Raw genomic sequence first — 18,441 nt, 5'->3', positions numbered from 1 at the left:
GCCATGACAGGAAGCCATGGCTAAACCTAAAAGGACATCTGCATGAGTGCTGGATACGAGCAAGTACTGGCCGTGGTGTTGACGCACCTGGCGTCGACCTGTGATGGGGAGCGGGTGGAAGAGGACACCCGGCTGGGTAGCCTGGGCCTGGATTCGATCGCCGTGGCCGGCCTGCTGGCTGCTTTGGGAACGCAGCTGGAACGGGACCTGGAGCCCACCTTGTTCTGGCGCTTCGCGACCCCCGCGCAGTTGTGCCGGCACCTGTGCGGGGAGGGCGAGCGTGCCGAGCCGCAGGCAGCAAGGCTTTCCGATCAGCGACAGGCGGTGGCGATCACGGGCCTTGCCTGCCGTTTCCCCGGGGCCGACGACAGCCTGGCGTTCTGGCGCTTGCTCGAAAGCGGCGGCCAAGGCATCGGGCCGGTTGCTCCCGATCATTTCACCGAGCGACCGGACAGTGACTGGCATGTGGCGCCCGACGAGATCGGTGGTTTTATCGACGCTACCTGCGACTTTGACCACGAGCGCTTCGGGCTGGGTGGCCACGAGGCGTCGCAGATGGACCCGCAACAGCGTTTGCTGCTGACGTTGGCGTGGGCTGCCCTGGAGCAGGCCGGGATGCCGCCTGCGGGATTGCGCGGGCAACGCGGTGGGGTCTATGTCGGCGCCATGTGGTCGGACTTCGCCCATCATGTCCCGCCGCAGCAGATGACGGCGCAGAGCGCAACGGGCCTGGATACCAGCATCCTCTCGGCCAGGATCTCGTTCGCCCTGGGGCTCGGTGGGCCCAGCTTGACGGTCAATACTGCTTGTTCCTCCTCGCTGGTCGCCCTGCACCTGGCTTGCCAGGCGCTGCGCCAGGGTGAATGCGACTTCGCCATCGTCGCAGGGGTCAACCTGATGCTGGCGGCGCACAGCTTTACCGCCATGCGTTGCTTCGGCGGCCTGTCGGAGACGGCGACCTGCCATACCTTCGACGCGGCCGCCGACGGCTATGTACGGGCCGAAGGCGCGGGCGTGGTGGTGCTGCGCAGGCTGCCGGACGCGTTGCAGGCGGCATCGCCGATCTGGGGCGTGATCCGCGCGTCGGTGGTCAACAACAACGGCTTTCACAATAGCCTCACGGCGCCGTCGATGCAGGCCCAGCAAGCCTTGCTGGATGAGGCGCTTCGCCAGGCCGGGATCGCTCCGGGCGATGTCGAGTACGTCGAGGCCCACGGTACCGGCACGGCCATGGGCGACCCGATAGAGGCCACTGCCATCGCCGCAGCCTATTGCCTGCGCGGCGCCCGTCGCCACCCCCTGCTCATCGGTTCGGTGAAGACCAACATCGGCCATGCCGAGGCGGCGGCGGGGATGGCCGGGCTGATCAAGGTGCTGCTCGCGCTGCAGCATGGGGTAATACCTGCCCACCTCAACTACCGCGCTCCCAACCCTGCGATCGACTGGTCGCGGCTGTCCCTGCAACCGGTATTGCAGAGCACGCCCTGGGCTTCGGCGCAGCCACTGGCGGGGGTGAGCTCCTTCGGTTTCGGTGGCACCAATGCCCACGTGATCGTGGGTCGTCAATGGTCGGTGCCGGCTGATGACACGCTTGGTGGCAGTGACCTGTCCCTGGTCGTGGTGCCGCCCGCCAGCAAGGCGAAAGGCGCCTTGCTGGTGTTTTCCGGTCAAGGGGCGCAGTGGCCGGGCATGGGGTTGCGACTGGCACGGCTGGACCCGGTTTTCCGTGCGTGCGTGGCCAGATGCGACCAGTTGTTCACGGCGATGGCCGGCTGGTCCCTGGCCGAACGTCTCTATGACACCGAGGAAAGTTTCAGCGATGTTGAAGTCGCCTGGCCCTGCCATTTCGCCCTCCAGGTGGCGTTGGCCGAGGTGTGGTTCGCCAAGGGCCTGCGCCCGGTCGCGGCAATCGGCCATAGCATCGGTGAAGTGGCCGCGGCGCATGTGTGTGGCGTGCTGAGCCTTCGCGATGCGTTGCGGGTCATTCTTGCGCAGGCACGGTGGGCCGCTCGGCGGCCAGGGGCAATGGCCTTGCTGGGCCTTGGCTGGGACGCCGCCGAGGCGCTGCTCGCCACGCTTGAGGTTACCGCCAGCGTGGCCATCCAGCATGCTGACCAGGCGACGGTCATCAGCGGTTCGGTCGACGCCATCGCCCAGGTGCAACAGCATTGCGCACGCAACGGCGTGCGCTTCAACCAGGTCAGGTGTGAAGTCGCCGTGCATACCGGGGCTGAAGAAGAGGGCTACCTGGCGCTGTGCGAGGCGCTCGAGGACATCGTGCCGAGCGCCCCGCACCTGCCTTTGCTGGGGACCTGTTCGGTCGAGGCGGCCGATGGTTGCTTGCGCCCGCGCTACTGGGCGGATGCGGTGGCCCGGCCGGTGCGTTGGTTCGATGCACTGTGCACGGCCTTGCGGGCCAGTGACGGGGTGGTCGTGGAAGTCTCCAGTCATCCCGTGCTGCAAGGCAGCCTGCGAGAAGCACTGGCGGCCACTGCGCCGGGCAGGGGCCTGCTGGCCACTGCCTGGCGCGGGGGCAGCGACGGCCATGCCTTGGCACAGGCCCTGGACCAGTGCCACGAAATGGCGCCTTTGCCGGGCGACAGCCCGCAAGCAATGCTGCTCAGTGGCCACAGCCATGCAGCATTGCTCGCGCGTTGCGCCAGCATCGCACGCTGGCTCGAGCAGGATACGGCACTGTGCCTGGCCGATTGCGCCCAGGCTTTGCAAGGCGCCGGCAGTCATGAGCGCCATCGCCTGGCGTTCATGGTCGAGTCGCCGGCCCAGGCGCTGGCCTGCTTGCGCGCGGCACTGGCGGTTGAGCCCACAGCCAGCCGGGTGTGCGCTGCGCCCTTGTAGCGTGTCTGCCCGCGTGCGCCACTTTCCCCCGCACAAAGGGACGTGCTTCAGGCCTTGCCCGCGTTCGCCAGCGGATACGGTCGGGTCATGCAGGTCGCGCACGACCTGGGCATCGAGGAGCATCTGGTCGAGGGCGTGGCCCTGTTCATCGGTTGTACCGAATTGCTGCGTCATGAAGGCCTGGTGATCACGCGCTATCGTGCAGGCGACACGGTTGGCAGCATTGAAGACCTGGTGGCGGGGCGGTCCGGCTTGAGCGTGCTGGTCCGTGCCGTCGCTGAGCGGGATACGCGGGGTTGGCCGCAGGCCGAGGGCGTCGACGACGGTGCGCTGCTGTGTTTCGGAGACCTCCAGGGCAGCACGGCCGCGCAGTTGCTCGCCGAGTTGAAGGTGCGCAGCTACCTGGCCGGCGTCGGCGTTGTGACGCTTCCCGCCACACGGCAGCCACCGCTGGTGCTGCCTGGCGCACGGCCAGCGCGTGAATCTGCATCAACAGACGGTGCGAGTGGCTATCGCCTGGCCTGGCTGCCGACCGATTGTTCGCCGGTGGCTGGTGTCGATACGCAGGGTCTGTTGGTTGTCGGGCGTGCGCCTGGATGGTCGGCGCTGCGCGCACATGTGAGCTTCGCCAAGGCTACATGGCATGAGCTTGCCCCCGGCGGCACCTGCCAGGCCTATCAACGGGATTTTCTCGAGCTGCTCGAAGGCGCTGTGTTCGACACTATCGTGCTGCTGGCTGAGCCAGCCGAGGGTACGGAGCATCTGGTCGCCTGCGTCCTGGGCCTACTGCAGGCGCTGGGCAGGATGCGCGCTGGCGCCGCGACGTTGCACGTGGTCACCCGTGCCGCGCAGCGGGTACCCATGGATACCCAGGTCGACGCAGACGCCACCTTGCTGTGGGGGCTGCTCAGGACTGCGCAACTGGAACTGGATGGCCAGCGCTTGTGCATTACCGATGTCGGCCCGGCCAATGCAGAGGCGGCTGAACGCGACCTCGTCCAGGCGATGCTGGCCAGCCTTGCCAAGCCTGTATCCCAAAGCGCCTGGCGTGCGGGTGTGCGTTACGTACCGGCGTTGCAGCCTGTGACCACGCAGGCGCTGCTGACCCATACCCCGCATGGACAGGAAGCAGGTTTCCACCTGATCACGGGAGGCTTCGGGGCCTTTGGGCAAGTAATGCTGCGTTGGTATTTCGATCAGGGCGAGCGCCGTTTCCTGTTGCTGGGGCGCAAGCCGGCGAGCCAGCAGGCCATGGAGGCCATGGAGGCATTGTGTAGCCAAGGCGCGACGATCATCGTCGAACGGCTCGATGTCGCCGACGCCGCCCGCCTGGACGCGACGATCGAGCGTGCCGCCCGGCAACTCGGGCCGCTGACCTGCATCAGTCACGCGGCGGGCGTGCTGCACTCAGGGGCGCTCGAGGGGATGACCCTGGCCGGTTTTCTCGACGGCGTACGCGCCAAGCGCGAGGGCGCCTGGAACCTGCATCAGACCAGCTTGCGGTGGCCGGTACGTCGCTTCCTGCTGGTGTCGTCCGTCTCGAGCCTGTTCGGGTTTCCCGGCCATGCGGCCTACGCCAGCGGCAATGCCTACCTCGATGGCCTGGCCGATTACCGCTTGAGCCAGGGGTTGCCCGCCATCAGCGCAAGGTTCGGCCCATTCGCTGACGAAGGGCTGCTGGTTCGGGGGGGCGCTGCGCAGGTGTTCGAGCACTTGCCAGCGATCGCCATGCGCGAGGCCTTGCAGTGCCTGGAGCAATGGCCCGAGGGCCATGGCCACCCGCTGATCATGTGCTATCGCGGCCCGGCGGCATTGGCGAGTGACCTGCCAGCCTTGGCGGTGCGCGATGACGTGCTGGCCAATACGGCGGACCGGCACGGGCAGTTGTGCGCCATCGTTAGTCGTTTCGTGGCGTCGCTGCTACAGGTGCCGCTTGAGCGGATCCCGGCGAACGCGCCGCTGAGCGAACTGGGGGTCAGCTCGCTGCTGGGCGTGGAAATACGTAATCGCTTGCAAACCGAGTTGCAGGTGCGCATGCCTGCCACGGTGCTGTGGAACTACCCGACCATCACGGCCCTGGCCTGCTACCTCGAATCGTTGCTGTGGCCCACGGAGGGCGGAGGGCTCGGCGAGGCCGAGCCGATCACGGAGCCTGACGAGGATGACGATGCGTTGATGGCGGAGCTACTCAGGGAGCTGGCCACGATCAAGGACAAATTCAGCGAGGACATGAAATGACACAAGGATCCGCCAAAACCGAAACGGCATCGGCATTGCAGCAGGCGTTGGCGAGTGTCCGCCAGCTCAAGGCGGTACTGCAACGCAACGAAGAACCCATCGCCATCATTGGTGCGGCCTGCCGCTTGCCTGGGGCCGACTCGCTGGAGGCGTACTGGTCGCTGTTGACGCAACAGCGCGATGCGATCGAGGAGGTGCCTGCATCGCGCTGGAGCAACGCGCGGTACTACGACCCCGATCCGATGGCCGTGGGCAAGCTCGCCACCCGCTGGGCCGGGGTGATCGATGAGCGGGCGTTCGATGCCGCCTTCTTCGGTATCAGCGACACCGAGGCCGCGCACATGGATGCCCAGCAGCGGATCTTCCTCGAGGTCGCCTGGGAGGCGCTGGTCAATGCCGGGCAGACCCGTGAGCGGTTGCGCGGCAGCCAGACGGGCGTCTATGTCGGGGCGGTCAATTACAACGATGGGTATGCGCGTCGGCTGTTCGACGACATCGAACGGGTCAACGCCTTCAGTGGGCCCGGGGTCTCCAACAGTGTGCTGGCGGGGCGCCTGGCTTATCTGTTCGATCTCAAAGGCCCCTGCCTTGCGATCGACACCGCCTGCTCGTCGTCGTTGGTCGCGGTTCACCAAGCGTGCCAGAGCCTGCGCAACGGCGAGTGCGAACAGGCCGTCGCTGGCGGGGTGAACCTTGTCCTGAGCCCTGAATTCACCGTGGCGACTTCGCGCATGGGGTTGATGGCGGCTGATGGGCGCTGCAAACCGTTCGACGAGCGTGCCGACGGTATCGTGCGCAGTGATGGTTGTGGGGTGATAGTGCTCAAACGGCTGAGCGATGCGACCCGCGACGGTGATCGAGTGCTGGCGTTGATCCAAGCTTCGGCTGTCAACCAGGATGGCCGCACCAACGGCATGACCGCACCCAACGGTCTGGCCCAGGAGGCCCTGCTGCGTGGCGTGCTCGCCCGGGCCGGCATCAGCGCCGACAGCCTGGGCTATGTGGAGGCGCATGGCACGGGCACTAAGCTGGGCGATCCGATCGAGGTGGCGGCCTTGGCCAAGGTGCTGGGCACTCGGCGAGAATCGCCCCCGTGCCTGATCGGTTCGGTCAAAGGCAATATCGGCCACTGCGAAGCGGCTGCGGGTATCGCCTCGTTGATCAAGACCGTCCTGTGCCTGCAGCATCGAAGCGTGCCGGGCCTTGCCGACCTCAGGTCGCTCAACCAGCATATCGACGCGCACACCACCCTGGCGTTTCCCCGCACCAACCTGGCCTGGCCGGATGCCGGTGGCGAGCCGTTGTACGGACTTGTCAGCTCCTTCGGCTGGTCGGGCACCAATGCCCAGGTGATCCTCGCCAGGGCCGCTCAGGGCGAAGCGAAGATGCCTGACCCTTTGTTCAGGCTTGCCGCACAGACCCGCGATGGCCTGCGCGATGAGGTGTCGCGCGCTTGCGCGGCGCTCGCCGCGCTGCCTGGCGATCAGCGGGTCGAGCCGAACTCGCCCGGCGCGACAGGGCCGTTTCGCAAGGCGTTCGTGACCAGCACGGCCGGTGCAGTGGCCAACGACATGCGCACATGGTTGGCACAGGACGGCCAGGCCCATGGGCCGGGCGAAAAGCTGGCGTTCGTGTTTTCCGGCCAGGGCAGCCAGTGGCCAGGGATGGTCGACCAATTGCTGGCGCAGGACACATCGTTCCGACGCAGCCTGCAACAGAGCGAGGCAATCATGCAACGCTTGGCTGGGTGGTCGTTGCTCGGTGCGATCGCCGCCCGCAGCGATACCGACCTTGCGCTCACCCAATGGGCGCAACCCTGCGTCGTGGCGATTCAACTGGCGTTGTTCGACATGCTGATCAGCTGGGGCGTGAAGCCTGCGGCAGTCAGCGGGCACAGCATCGGTGAACTTTCCGCCGCCTGCTGCGCCGGCATACTGGGCCGTGAGCAGACATTGCAGGCGGCCCTGGCCCGGGGACGCTGCATGGCCGTGCTGCACGGGCAAGGCAGCATGCATGCGCTTCTGGCGCCGTCGGAAACGGTCGAACGTATCGTGCACCAGTCCCCAGATGTCTCCATCAGCGCCTGCAACAGCCCCGGCGCCAGCATCGTTTCGGTTGCGGCGGCGTCGTTGGCCCGGTTCCAGGCGTGTTGCGCCACCGCCGGTGTCGAGCCGGTCATGGTCAATGAGCATTATCCCTTCCATTGCAGCCAGCTCGAACCGCTGGCCCAGGACCTGCAGGAAGCGTTCGCCCACCTGCGCCACGCCCAGGGCATGGTGCCATTCGTTTCGACCAGTCATGGTGACGAGGAGGCGCCACTGCCACGGGATGCCGGCTACTGGGTGCGCAATGCCCTGCGCCCCGTGCGTTTCGACCTCGCCGTGGCACGGCTGGCGGACCTGGGTTGTGACACGTTCATCGAGCTGGGGCCTCATGCGTCACTGGTCCAGCATATCCAGCGCTGCCTGGGCGCTTCGCGGCCCGGCCTGCGGGCCATGGCGGTGCTCAATCGGCACAAGCCGTTGCAACAATCGCTGAACGGCCTGCTCGCCGGCCTCTACGAGGCGGGACAGACGCTGGGCGTCGCGCTCGATCCCACGCCGCGGCGGCACACCTGGCAGCACGCCACCTACGAGCTGCCTCCATTGGTGAGCGAGGCGCCGCCTTTGCCGCTGGGCCTCGCCGGCACGCGGGTGAGCGATGGCGCGAAGGCCAAGCTGTTCGAGGCCAGTTGGCCAGGCACCGGGCTGCTGGCTGACCACCGTATGTTCGACCGCGTCGTGGTGCCTGGAGCGATGCACCTGAGTGCGTTGGTCACCCAGGCGTTGCGGGGCCTGCACATGCCTGCGGTGTGTATCCGTGACGTGCGCTTCCTGCGGCCGTTGCTCATGGCCCTTGGCGAGCGTCGCGAAGTGGCCATCGAGTGGGCCTGTACCTCACAGCAAGGCAAGTACCAGGTAGGCGTCGCCGCGGCGAACGAGGGCATTCCCCAAGCGTTGTCCATCGCGGTGGTGCAGGCCATGCCGTCGTCGCCTCAAGTGGCGGATGAACCGCCGCCAGCACCTGGCGCCGACGCCCGGCAACTGGACTGTGTGGCGTTCTACACCCAGGCCTATGCCAGGGGTTTGCAACTGGGGCCGTTGTTCCAGCGGATCGAGTCGATGTGGCTCGACAGTCGCGCGCAGCTCATGCAAGTGCGCCTGCTCGCCAGTAGCGACATGGCGCAGGACCAAGGGCTGGTGCTCGACCCCGGCGTGCTCGATGCCTGTTTCCAGGCGCTGTTTGCCGGCTACTGGCAGCAATGCCCGGAAATGGATCTCTATATTCCCCTGGCGGTTGAGGAACTGACGCTCGCTCACGCCGTGCGCGGTGAACTGCGCGCGACGATCCGCCTGACCACGGCAGCCTTTGATCAACACAGCCAGATCCTCCAAGGCGACATCGAATTGCACGACGATCAGGGGCGGTGGGTGGGAGCGTTGCGCAATGTCCAGCTCAAGCGCGCCCAGCGCGAGGCGTTGCTCAACAGCGAATCGGGCGGCGTCACCCAGGTGTGTGGGTTCACCTGGCGTGAAATGCCACCAGCGCAGCTGACGCCGGTCGCCCCATGCACGGTGGTGCTGGGCAATGATCCATTGGCGAGCCTGCTGGCCGCCAGGCTCGAACAGTCCGCTCACCCCGCTGCACGTATGGCCGGCGCGCCTGGACAATGGGTGGATACCGGCGGACAAGGGCGCGAAGCCACGGCGGATTGGTCGGTGGCGATCAGCGAGCGCCTGGAGCAGTTGCGCCGTCTGTGCGGGCAAATCGAGGACGCGGGGGTGAGCGAAGCGCGCCTCTGCGTGGTGACACGGGGCGCCCATGAGCCGTCGGCGGGCGACAACTACCTGCTCGGAGCGGCGACGCTTGCCATGCTGAGGGTGATTGCCAACGAGTATCCGGCGATTCGCTGCCAGGCGATCGACTTGCCCGCGGCGTGGCCACCGTCGCCAACCGACCTTGATGTGCTGCTGGGGTTGCTGGGCGGTGCGCCTGGCGCTGGGTTGCTGCGGGTGGATGACGGACGTGTGTTCGAGCAAGCCCTGGAGCCCCTGCCATACGCCCCTGAAGAGGCGATGACGGTCCGAGCGGACAGCCGTTACCTGATTACCGGTGGCTTTGGCGACACCGGGCAGGCGTTGTGCCGAGGCCTGATCGCACGTGGCGCGCGACAGATCACGCTGATGGGGCGCAGCCGACCGTCGCCGGCCTTGGTCGAAGAGGCCAGGAGCCTGAGCCAGCAGGGCCTTGATGTGCACCTGTTCCAGGGCGATGTGGCCAGCACCGCCGATGTCGCGGCGCTGATGCGTCAAGTGGCGCGTCGAGGGCAGCCGCTGGCGGGGTTACTGCACCTGGCGGGCGTGGTCGAGGACGCCCTCCTGGCGCGCCTGGATGCGCAAGCGGTCAGCCGTGTGCTGGCGCCCAAGGTTATCGGCACGGTCAATTTGCACCACGCCCTTCAAGGGCAGCCGTTGCAGTGGTTCGTGACCTTTGCGTCGCTGTCGGCGTGCATCGGCCTGGCTGGGCAGTGCGCCTATGCGGCGGCCAACGGTTTCGCCCAGGCCTTCATGGCCCAGCGCACGGCCATGGGCCTGGCCGGCCAGGCCATTGCCTGGGGGCCGTGGGCCGCGGGCATGACCGCGCGCCTTGCGGCGGACCATCAACAACGCTTGCAGGCCATGGGACTGGGGCAGGTGCCGCTCGAGGAGGTGGTGCGTTGGACCCTGGATTGTGCTGGGCTGGATGCCCATCCGAGCGTGATGGTCGCCCAGGCATCGCCGGGTGTTCTGCGCCAGCGGGTGGGCCTGCGCGGCCCGCACGTTGCGGTTGTGCAGGCCGAACCGCTGGGTGAAGCGGTGGCCTTGCAGGGTAGCCATGAGCAGCAGCATGCCGCGATGACCGTCTTGGTGATCGAAGAACTGGGCAAGGCCACTCGCAACGTGGCACTGACCAGCGACACCACGCTGGCTGGGCTTGGCCTGGACTCGCTCGGCGCGGTCGCCATTGTCCAGCGTATCCGCGAGCGCACCGGCAAGTCGCTGCCGATCACCGCGTTCTTCGACAGCCCGACACTGCAGGACGTGGTGGCCAAGCTGCTGCCTCAAGCCTGATTCGAACACGGCCCATTACAAGGAGTTGGTACCGTTCATGGATACATCGCAAACCCTGGAGACGCGGCTGACGGCCCAAGAGCATGCGCAGTGGCTGATGGCCGAGGTGCAACCGGACGACACGCGCTACAACATCGGGCTGGCCACGGCCATCACCGGTTTCCTCGACCTGGAGGCACTGCGCTTCGCCTGGCAGAGGCTGGTGGCCGGGCACGACATCCTGCGCACGACCTATGACGGCGGTCGCAGTGGCCCGACGGCCGTTTGCCACGCCGAGCTGGACGTGCCGGTCGCGTTCATCGATGGGCAGGGCCTGGACGATCGCGCCATCAAGGCGCGGATCGACAGCTGGTTCGCCACCCCCTTCGAACTGCGCCAGGGGCCCTGCCTGCGCCTGGGCTGCTTCGCCCGGGGGGCGCAAGCTCATGTCCTGGTGCTATGCGCGCACCACGTCATCGCCGACTTCACCTCCCTTGGCCTGATCCTCGATGAACTGGAATCGCTCTACCTGGACGAAACCGGCAGTGATGTCGAGCATTGGCGCGACACGTCCGTGCCGTTCGCCGAGTACCGTCGCCGTGCTCATGGAACCGGCGATTCTTCCATGGATTGCGAGCAAACCTACTGGCATCGGTACCTGGGCCAGGTACCGGCGCCCCTCGACTGGCCGAACCACTGGCGACAGGGGATCGCGGCAGGCGACAGCCACTACCTGGAGGTCGACGGTGAGCGCTTGCGTGGCCTCAGGCGCGTGGCCGAAGAACGGCAGGCGTCGCTGTATGCGGTGATCCTGGCAACCTGGGCCACGGCGGTGGCCAGGGCCTGCGCCCAGGATGAGGTCGTGGTCGGCATGCCCATGTCGATGCGCGACACGACATTCGCCCACACCCTTGGCAGCTTGTTCAACGTGTTGCCCTTGCGCGTGCGCCCAGCGGGGTCATGGCATGACCTGGTCGGCGCCATCCGCGCAGACCTGCATGCGGCACTGGACAATCGGGGGTTCGACCTGGCTGCGGTAGTGGATGCCCTGGGGGTGCCACGCCCCGAAGGGCGCAATCCGTTGTTCCAGACCACCGTCAACCTGCTGGGTCGGGTGGAACATTCGCGCTGGTTGGCATTGCAGATGGCAGGGCCGCAGGCGGGTGCCCAATGGGCCGGGTTGCGTATCGCCCCCTGGCCATTGGCGCAACAGCAGGGCCAGGTGGATATCGCGCTGGAGTTGGTAGAGGCACACGATAGCCTGCGTTGCGTCATCAAAGGTGACTCGCGGAGTTTTTCCACCACAGGCCTGGAGCGTTTCGCAGCGCACTGGCTGGGTGTCGTCGATGCGTTGCTAGGTGAGCAGGCGGTGTGCGGCGATGCGCATAACATCGCCTGGCAGAGCGACTACAATCATGTCCCCGGGCCGTTGAACGGCGAGCCGGTCCAGGGGGCGCGCCAACCCTCCTTGGTGGCCTGGTTCGATGCCCATGCCGCCCGCGATCCGCAGGCTGCGGCGCTGCGAGAGCAGGACAGCGAGCTGGATTATCGCACCGTACAGGCGCGCAGCGTGCGCTTGGCCCGGCAGTTGGCTGAGTTCGGCGTGACGCCCGGTGATCGGGTCGGCGTGCTGCTGGCGCCCGGCATCGAGGCGGTGGTGGCGATGCTTGCGGCCATGCGCGCTGGGGCCGCCTATGTTCCGCTGGATCCGAACCTGCCGCCCGAGCGCCTGGCCGTGATCGTCCGGCAGTCGGCGATCAACCTGGTGGTCGCCGAGGGGCCATTGCCCTGGCGAGATGAGCATGGCGTTCGCTGCTGCCCGGTTGCAGGCCCAGGTCTTGAGCATGTTCAGGGGTCTTTGTTCGACCTGAGTGCGCCCGGCACCTGCGCCTACAGCGTGTTCACTTCCGGTTCCACCGGCCAGCCCAAGGGGATCGATGTGGCGCAGCACAACGTGGTGGCGCTGCTCGACGCCATGTACACGACACTGCAGATGCCGGAGGGTCTGGTATGGAGCTGGTCGCACGCGGCCAGCTTCGATCTTTCCGTCTGGGAAATCTGGGGGGCGCTGTGCTCAGGCGGGTGCCTGCTGGTGATCCCGCAGGCGGTGCGCTCGCGTGCGGACCAACTGCTCGAGTGGCTGGTCCGGCACCAGGTCGATGTGATCACCCAGACACCTTCCGGGCTGCGGCAGTTGTCGGCTGACTTGCCCAGGCATTCGGCGCAGCTCGTCGCCCGGCATTGGATCGTCTGCGGGGAGGCGCTGCCCGGTGCGACCGCCCAGTGTTTTCTGAGCGAGCGCTGGGCGCTGTGGAACCTTTATGGGCCGGCGGAAACCACAGTGTTCGCCACTATCGAACACGTTACCCCTGCGCTGGCGCAGGAGGTGATCGTGCCGATCGGCCGGCCACTGCCTTTTGCAACGCTCTATTTGCTCAACGACGAGGCGTGCCCCGCCATGGGAGGGTTGGGCGAAATCGTGATCGGTGGGGCGGGGGTGTCACTGGGTTATGTTGGCTTGGCCCAGCAGAACCGCGAGCGCTTCATCGTCGACCCCTACCGTGGGGATGCCATCGCCTATCGCACCGGCGACCTGGGCTACTGGGATGGTGAACGGCTGCGTTTTGCGGGGCGTCGCGACGAGCAAGTGAAGTTCAACGGCTATCGCATCGAGCTTGGCGAGCTCGAGTGCTGCCTGGAAACGCACGCTCAAGTCCGTCAGGCGGCGGCGCTGTTGGAAGATGTCGCGGGGCATGCGCGACTGGTTGTGCTCGTGCAGTGTCATGACACGGTTACCGCCTTCGACGAGAACGCCTTGCGCGAGCACCTGCGGCGAGGGCTGCCGGCCTACATGCAGCCTACGCGGTTGCTGGCAGTGGCGGACCTGCCGCTGAACCGTCACGCCAAGCTCGATCGCAAGGCTGTCGGCGTAATGTTCGAGGCCATGAACGCGGTGCCAGCGCAATCCTCGGCGGACAGTGACGACTGGCGCGAACGGGTCCGGACGATCTGGGCCCAGGTACTCGGACGTAGCCAGGTGGGGTTGGACGATGCGTTCTTCGACCTGGGCGGCAACTCGATGGCGTTGCTGCAAGTGCATGGCCGCTTGCAACAGTGGCCCGAGGGGCGGCAACTGCGCCCCTCGGACCTGTTCCGCTGGGTGACGCCAAGAATGTTGGCCGAGGCGCTGCAAGCGCAGGACCGCCTGGCCAGCGCGCCGGTTCTCGAGCCTGAGCGGCGGCGCGATACCTTGATGCGGCGCAGGCAGCGGCCCGGGATGCAGGTCGCCGAAGGAGGCCACCATGAATGATCAAGCCATTGCCATCATCGGCATGAGTTGCCGGTTGCCGGCCGCGCAGGATCCTCGCCAGCTGTGGCGCAACCTGGTGCAAGGCAAGGTCTGCTCCACCCGGTACGATTCGGCGCAACTGCGACGCATGGGGTTGAGTGCCGCGGTGATCGATGACCCCGCCTTCGTGCCGGTCGACGCACGGCTTGCCGATGCCGCGCAGTTCGACCCTGAATGCTTCGCCATGACCCAACGCGAAGCCGAGCTGCTCGACCCGCAGCATCGTCTGTTGCTCGAGTGTGCCTGGGAGTTGACGCAGACCGCCGGGCTGGGCAACCCGCTGCGGCGCCCGCGAATCGGGCTGTTCGCCGGGTGCTCGATGAACACCTATCAGCTCAATGTGATCGGCGGGGAATGTGACCTGATGTCCGCCGCCGGCACTGAACGCATGCTGGCCAACGACAAGGACTACATGACGGCTCGGGTGTCCTACAAGCTAGGGTTGGAGGGGCCGAGCATGAGTGTGCAGACGGGCTGCTCCTCTTCACTGAGCGCCCTGCACCTGGCGGTCAACAGCCTGTTGCTGGGGGAGTGCGAGGTCGCGTTCGCCGGGGGCGTTTCGTTTCATGCCCTGGCGCGCCCGGGCTACTTCTACCAGTCGGGCCTGATGTTTTCGCGCGATGGCAGCTGTCGGCCATTCGATGCCCAGGCCAGCGGCACGTTCTTCGGTGATGGCGTCGGCCTGGTGGCGCTGCGGCCGTTGGAGGACGCCCTTTCGGCTGGCGACAGCATTCAAGCGGTCATCCTGGGCTCGGCGGCCAACAACGACGGTGCCGGGCGCGCGGGTTTCACCGCGCCAGGCATGGAGGGCCAGCGGCAGTTGATCCTTCAGGCCATGGCCCTGGCCCAGGTCGAGGCACACATGATCGGCATGGTGGAGGCCCACGGTACCGGGACTATGCTCGGCGACCCGGTCGAGTTCGATGCCCTGTGCCGCGCTTTCGCCCAGCACACGGACCGTCGAGGATTTTGCGCGCTGGGTTCGGTGAAGGCCAACCTCGGCCACCTGGCTGCCGCGGCAGGTTTTGCCGGGCTTGCCAGGGCCGTGCTGTGTCTGCGCAATAGCTGTATCGCGCCACACCCGACCTTCACGCGTGCCAACCCGGCATGCGATTTCGAGCGCAGCCCGTTCCTGATAAATACCCAGCCGAAGGACTGGCAACCGGGCCAGGTGCGCAGGGCCGGTGTCAGTTCGTTCGGCGCAGGTGGCAGCAATGTGCACATGGTGCTCGAGCAGGCGCCCGTGCGGCCCGTCCAGGTGGCCCTGGGGTTGCCACAGGCGATCCTGCTCAGCGGGCGTGACCAGCAGGATGTGCAGGCCCTGGCCGCTGCACTGGGCGAACGGGTTGGCCAGGCGTCGGACCTTCACCTCGAGCACGTCGCCGATGGACTGGCGGAGGGCCGTGCCAGCCTGCCCTGGCGAGCGGCACTGCATGTCGACGACCTCGAGCAACTGAGCCACGCCCTGCGCGCGCGTGAGTTCACCGTGGCCAAGGTCGAAGCCGAGCCCCGTGCGCTGCGTGTGGTGGTCAATCATGCGTTGTCGCTGGCACTTTCCCATGAGCCTGGCTATCAGCGTTGCCTGCAGCAATTGCAGGGCGAGGCAGGCGTGCAGGGTGACCAGCTTGAACGCGAAGTGCCAGCGCGGGCGCTGACCGGCTTTCTTGAACGCTTGCTGCCGGGGCACGCGCTGGCCTTTGCGTTCGCGCCGCAAGAGGCGCCCCTCGTGGCGGGCATGTCCGTTGCCGCTGCTTCGCGGCAGGCGGCGATGGTGCTGGACCTGGAGGCGTGCGGGTCGCCATTGCGGGCCTGGCTGGGCCGCTTCTGGGCGATGGGCGGGCAGGTGGACTGGGCGGTGCTCAGAGGGGGGCGGCAGGTGACGCACCGTGAGCTGCCATTCGCGCCGCTGCGGCGCAGGCAGTGCTGGTACACGCAACCGGTCCTTGACGCGGCACAGCGTGCCCCCGAGGTCTATGTGGAGCAGTGGCGGCGTCAGGGGCGTTTGCAGGGGTTCGCCCTTGGCGGGGCTGGCGATACCGTGCAGTTGCTCGGCGTGGCGCCGGGCATGCGTGGGCCTCTGTGCGAGGCACTGCGGTGGCGAGGGGTGCAAGCCTTGGCCGAAGGGCAGGCCGGACAAGGGGGCGAACGGCTTGTCTGGTTGTGGGAGAGCCGGGCACCGTCGATGGATGACCCGAGCCTGGCCTGGCGCTTGTGCGAACAGGTCAGGCAATTGATCGAGCAAGGCCACCAGGCCGTGGAGCTGGTATTGGTCGGGGCGGGTTTCGCCGATCCCCTGGCTGTCGCTGAGGTGCGCGTCGGCCCCGCCGCTGCGCTGGCGTGTGTCACGGCCATCGGGCATGAACATCCCGCTGTGAAGATCAGGGTCATCGATGTCCCCCCGGCATTGACCGATGACCCCGAACAGGCCGGTGCCCTGGCCGAGGTGCTGGCGCGAGCTGGCTCGTTGCCGATGCTCTGCGCGTTGCGCTCAGGGCAGGTGTGGACGCGGGGCCATGAGGTGATGGCGAATACCCTCGACGCGCCGACGTTCGCCCAGCCATTGGTCTGCCTGGTCACCGGCGGACTCGGTACGGTGGGTTTTGGCATGGCCAGCTACCTGGCGCGGCGTCACGGTGCCGATTTGGTGTTGGTGCAACGCCCGCAAAGCAACGATGGCGAACGTCGCCGGACTCGCCAGCAGCGCCTGGCGGCCCTGCGTGAACTGGGCGTGCGTGTGGAGGTGATCGACGCCGACATCACCGACCGTGAGGCACTGTTCGCCGCGCTCGACCGCTTGCAGGCGGACGGTATCGAGCCCAATGCCTTCGTGCATGCGGCCGGGCTGTCGGGCAACAGCACGCAGCAATGGCTGATGCGTTCGACGGTCGAGCAGTGGCAGGTGTTGATGGCTGCCAAGTGGCAGGGCGCGTGTTCATTGCATGCGTGGTTCGCTGAGCGCCCCCTGCGTTTTGGCTGCTATGTCTCTTCGTTGGCGGTGCTGGCCGGTGGTCTTGGCCTGGGCCCCTATGCCGCAGCGAATGAAGCCTGTGCCTTCTGGAGTGGGCGCGGGGCCGGGCACTCAAACTATTTCGCCATCGACTGGGATGGATGGGAGGGCTGGGAGCACAACGAAGGTTTCCGGTATGGCGCAAGTCGCAGCGCCGGCCTGGTGGCCGAGGAAGTCGATCGCCTGCTGGATGCGATCTTCGCCGCGCTGCCACGTCACCGCCGGTTCGTCGTTTCCAGCACCCCGTTGGCCGCTCGACTGGCCGCGGCGCCAGCCTCGCACACGCCAGCTCTCGCGGGCGCGGCGAGTACCGCGCAACGCCAGGGGCCGTCGGCGATGACAGCCCTGTGGCAGCAGGTGCTGCGCTGCCAGGTCAGTGACGATGCGAACTTCTTCGATCTGGGAGGGGACTCGCTGGTCGGCGCTGAATTGATCCGACAGGTCAATCTGCTGTTTGGCGTGAGCCTGTCAATGGTCGATCTGTTCGAGTTCGCCAGTGCGCGTGCACTGGCCGAGCGGGTGAAAGCACAGTTACCTGATGTGAGCAAGGAGGAAGAGGACGATGCAGGCCATCATCAACAACGCCGATGAGATTGCCGTGGTCAGCCTGGCGGGACGTTTTCCCGGAGCTGCAGACTGCGATGCACTGTGGCGAGCGATCCAGGATGCCCAGGAGCTGGTAGCCACCTATGACCCGGGGTGTGGGCCGGTGCCTGCCGGCGAAGGCCAGGTGCTGGTCCCGCGGGGGGCATTTCTCGAGGCGCCGGAGCAGTTCGACCATGGCGCATTTCGATTTACCCCGCGTGAGGCTTCGCGCATGGACCCGCAGCAACGTCAATGCCTGGTGCTGTGCCAGGCGGCGTTGCTGGGCGCGGGTTATCGCACGGGGCGCGAGGCTGGCCATTGTGGGGTGTTCGTCGGCACGCGGGCCGATACCTGGCATGACCTTCAGCGGCTCGAAGATCAAAGCCCCTCCGACGCGATGCTCACCCTTGGTGGCCGCAGCAGCGACGCCATGGCCACACGTGTGGCCTACAAGCTCGATTGCACCGGGCCTGCGATCAATGTGGCGAATTTTTGCTCGGGCTCGTTGGTGGCAGTGCACCTGGCCTGCGCCAGCCTGAGGGCCGGCGAGTGCGACCTGGCGCTGGCCGGCGGTGTGTGCGTGCGCTACCCGGCGCACGTCGGCTACCTGCACCACGAAGGCGGCATTCTTTCCCGGTCGGGCCGGGTGAGGGCATTCGACCAGCGTGCCGATGGCACCTTGTTCGCCGATGCCGCAGCCTTCGTCGGCCTGCGCCGCCTGGCTGATGCCCGGCGCGACGGCAACCCGGTGCTGGCGTTGATCAAGGGCTCGGCGGTCAATAACGATGGCCTGGAGAAGGCGGGTTACAGCGCGCCGAACGTGAAGGCCCAAGAGCGGGTCATTCGCGAGGCGATGCGCCGCGCGGGCGTGCAACCCGAGCATATCGGCCTGCTCGAGGCTCACGGCACCGGCACGCCGGTGGGTGACGCCGTGGAGCTGCGGGCGTTGTCGAGAATCTTCGAGGGTTCGCCCCCGCGCAGCTGCGCGCTTGGGTCGGTCAAGGCGACGCTGGGGCACGCGGACTGCGCCTCAGGCATCGTCGGCTTGATCAAAGCCATTCAGGCCGTGCGCTGGGGCGTCCTGCCCGCGACCCTCAACTGCGAGCAACCTTGCAGCGAGTTGCGCGACCCATCGTCGCCCTTCGACGTGAGCGGCAGGAGTCGACAGTGGCAGCGGGCCGTGCATGAGCGTCTGGCTGGCGTCAGTTCGTTCGGCATCGGCGGAACCAACGCGCACGTCATCGTTGGCGGCGCAGCGGGCGTGGCATGAACAGACA

Annotated in this window: 6 protein-coding genes; all 6 read left to right on the top strand. The window is 66.9% G+C overall.

Going from position 1 to position 18,441, the window contains the following annotated elements; all coding sequences use genetic code 11:
* Positions 1–42 precede the first annotated feature (42 nt).
* The 6 genes from ACFY9W_RS20505 (at position 43) to ACFY9W_RS20480 (ending at position 18,434) form a co-directional block, all read left to right on the top strand.
* Positions 43–2,856 (top strand): beta-ketoacyl synthase N-terminal-like domain-containing protein, encoded by a 2,814-nt coding sequence (locus tag ACFY9W_RS20505; RefSeq protein WP_391133812.1) that lies wholly within the window; start codon positions 43–45, stop codon positions 2,854–2,856.
* An 87-nt stretch (positions 2,857–2,943) separates the two neighbouring features.
* Positions 2,944–5,094: an SDR family NAD(P)-dependent oxidoreductase gene (locus ACFY9W_RS20500; protein ID WP_391133809.1), complete on the top strand. Its 2,151-nt coding sequence runs from the start codon at positions 2,944–2,946 to the stop codon at positions 5,092–5,094.
* Positions 5,091–10,244, top strand: a complete 5,154-nt coding sequence (locus ACFY9W_RS20495; protein WP_391133806.1) for an SDR family NAD(P)-dependent oxidoreductase — start codon at positions 5,091–5,093, stop codon at positions 10,242–10,244. Before ACFY9W_RS20500 ends, ACFY9W_RS20495 begins: the two co-directional genes overlap by 4 nt.
* Before the next feature lie 37 nt (positions 10,245–10,281).
* Positions 10,282–13,533 (top strand): amino acid adenylation domain-containing protein, encoded by a 3,252-nt coding sequence (locus ACFY9W_RS20490; protein WP_391133803.1) that lies wholly within the window; start codon positions 10,282–10,284, stop codon positions 13,531–13,533.
* A complete protein-coding gene (locus ACFY9W_RS20485) occupies positions 13,526–17,170 on the top strand; it encodes a beta-ketoacyl synthase N-terminal-like domain-containing protein (RefSeq protein WP_391133800.1) in 3,645 nt (1,214 codons plus the stop codon). The genes ACFY9W_RS20490 and ACFY9W_RS20485 overlap by 8 nt, the downstream gene beginning before the upstream one ends.
* Positions 17,142–18,434 (top strand): beta-ketoacyl synthase N-terminal-like domain-containing protein, encoded by a 1,293-nt coding sequence (locus ACFY9W_RS20480; protein ID WP_391133797.1) that lies wholly within the window; start codon positions 17,142–17,144, stop codon positions 18,432–18,434. The genes ACFY9W_RS20485 and ACFY9W_RS20480 overlap by 29 nt, the downstream gene beginning before the upstream one ends.
* The last annotated feature ends 7 nt before the right edge of the window (positions 18,435–18,441 follow it).

The organism is Pseudomonas sp. NPDC008258, assembly GCF_042956345.1.
Classification (GTDB): domain Bacteria; phylum Pseudomonadota; class Gammaproteobacteria; order Pseudomonadales; family Pseudomonadaceae; genus Aquipseudomonas.
The sequence above is the reverse complement of the archived record's forward strand: the minus strand, read 5'-3'. Positions and strand labels throughout refer to the sequence as shown.

What these genes read in the sequence shown, in the direction of transcription:
- ACFY9W_RS20485 (WP_391133800.1), top strand. Translation starts at nt 13,526, where the DNA reads ATGAATGATCAAGCCATTGCCATCATCGGCATGAGTTGCCGGTTGCCG.
- ACFY9W_RS20505 (WP_391133812.1), top strand. Translation starts at nt 43, where the DNA reads ATGAGTGCTGGATACGAGCAAGTACTGGCCGTGGTGTTGACGCACCTG.
- ACFY9W_RS20480 (WP_391133797.1), top strand. Translation starts at nt 17,142, where the DNA reads ATGCAGGCCATCATCAACAACGCCGATGAGATTGCCGTGGTCAGCCTG.
- ACFY9W_RS20490 (WP_391133803.1), top strand. Translation starts at nt 10,282, where the DNA reads ATGGATACATCGCAAACCCTGGAGACGCGGCTGACGGCCCAAGAGCAT.
- ACFY9W_RS20495 (WP_391133806.1), top strand. Translation starts at nt 5,091, where the DNA reads ATGACACAAGGATCCGCCAAAACCGAAACGGCATCGGCATTGCAGCAG.
- ACFY9W_RS20500 (WP_391133809.1), top strand. Translation starts at nt 2,944, where the DNA reads ATGCAGGTCGCGCACGACCTGGGCATCGAGGAGCATCTGGTCGAGGGC.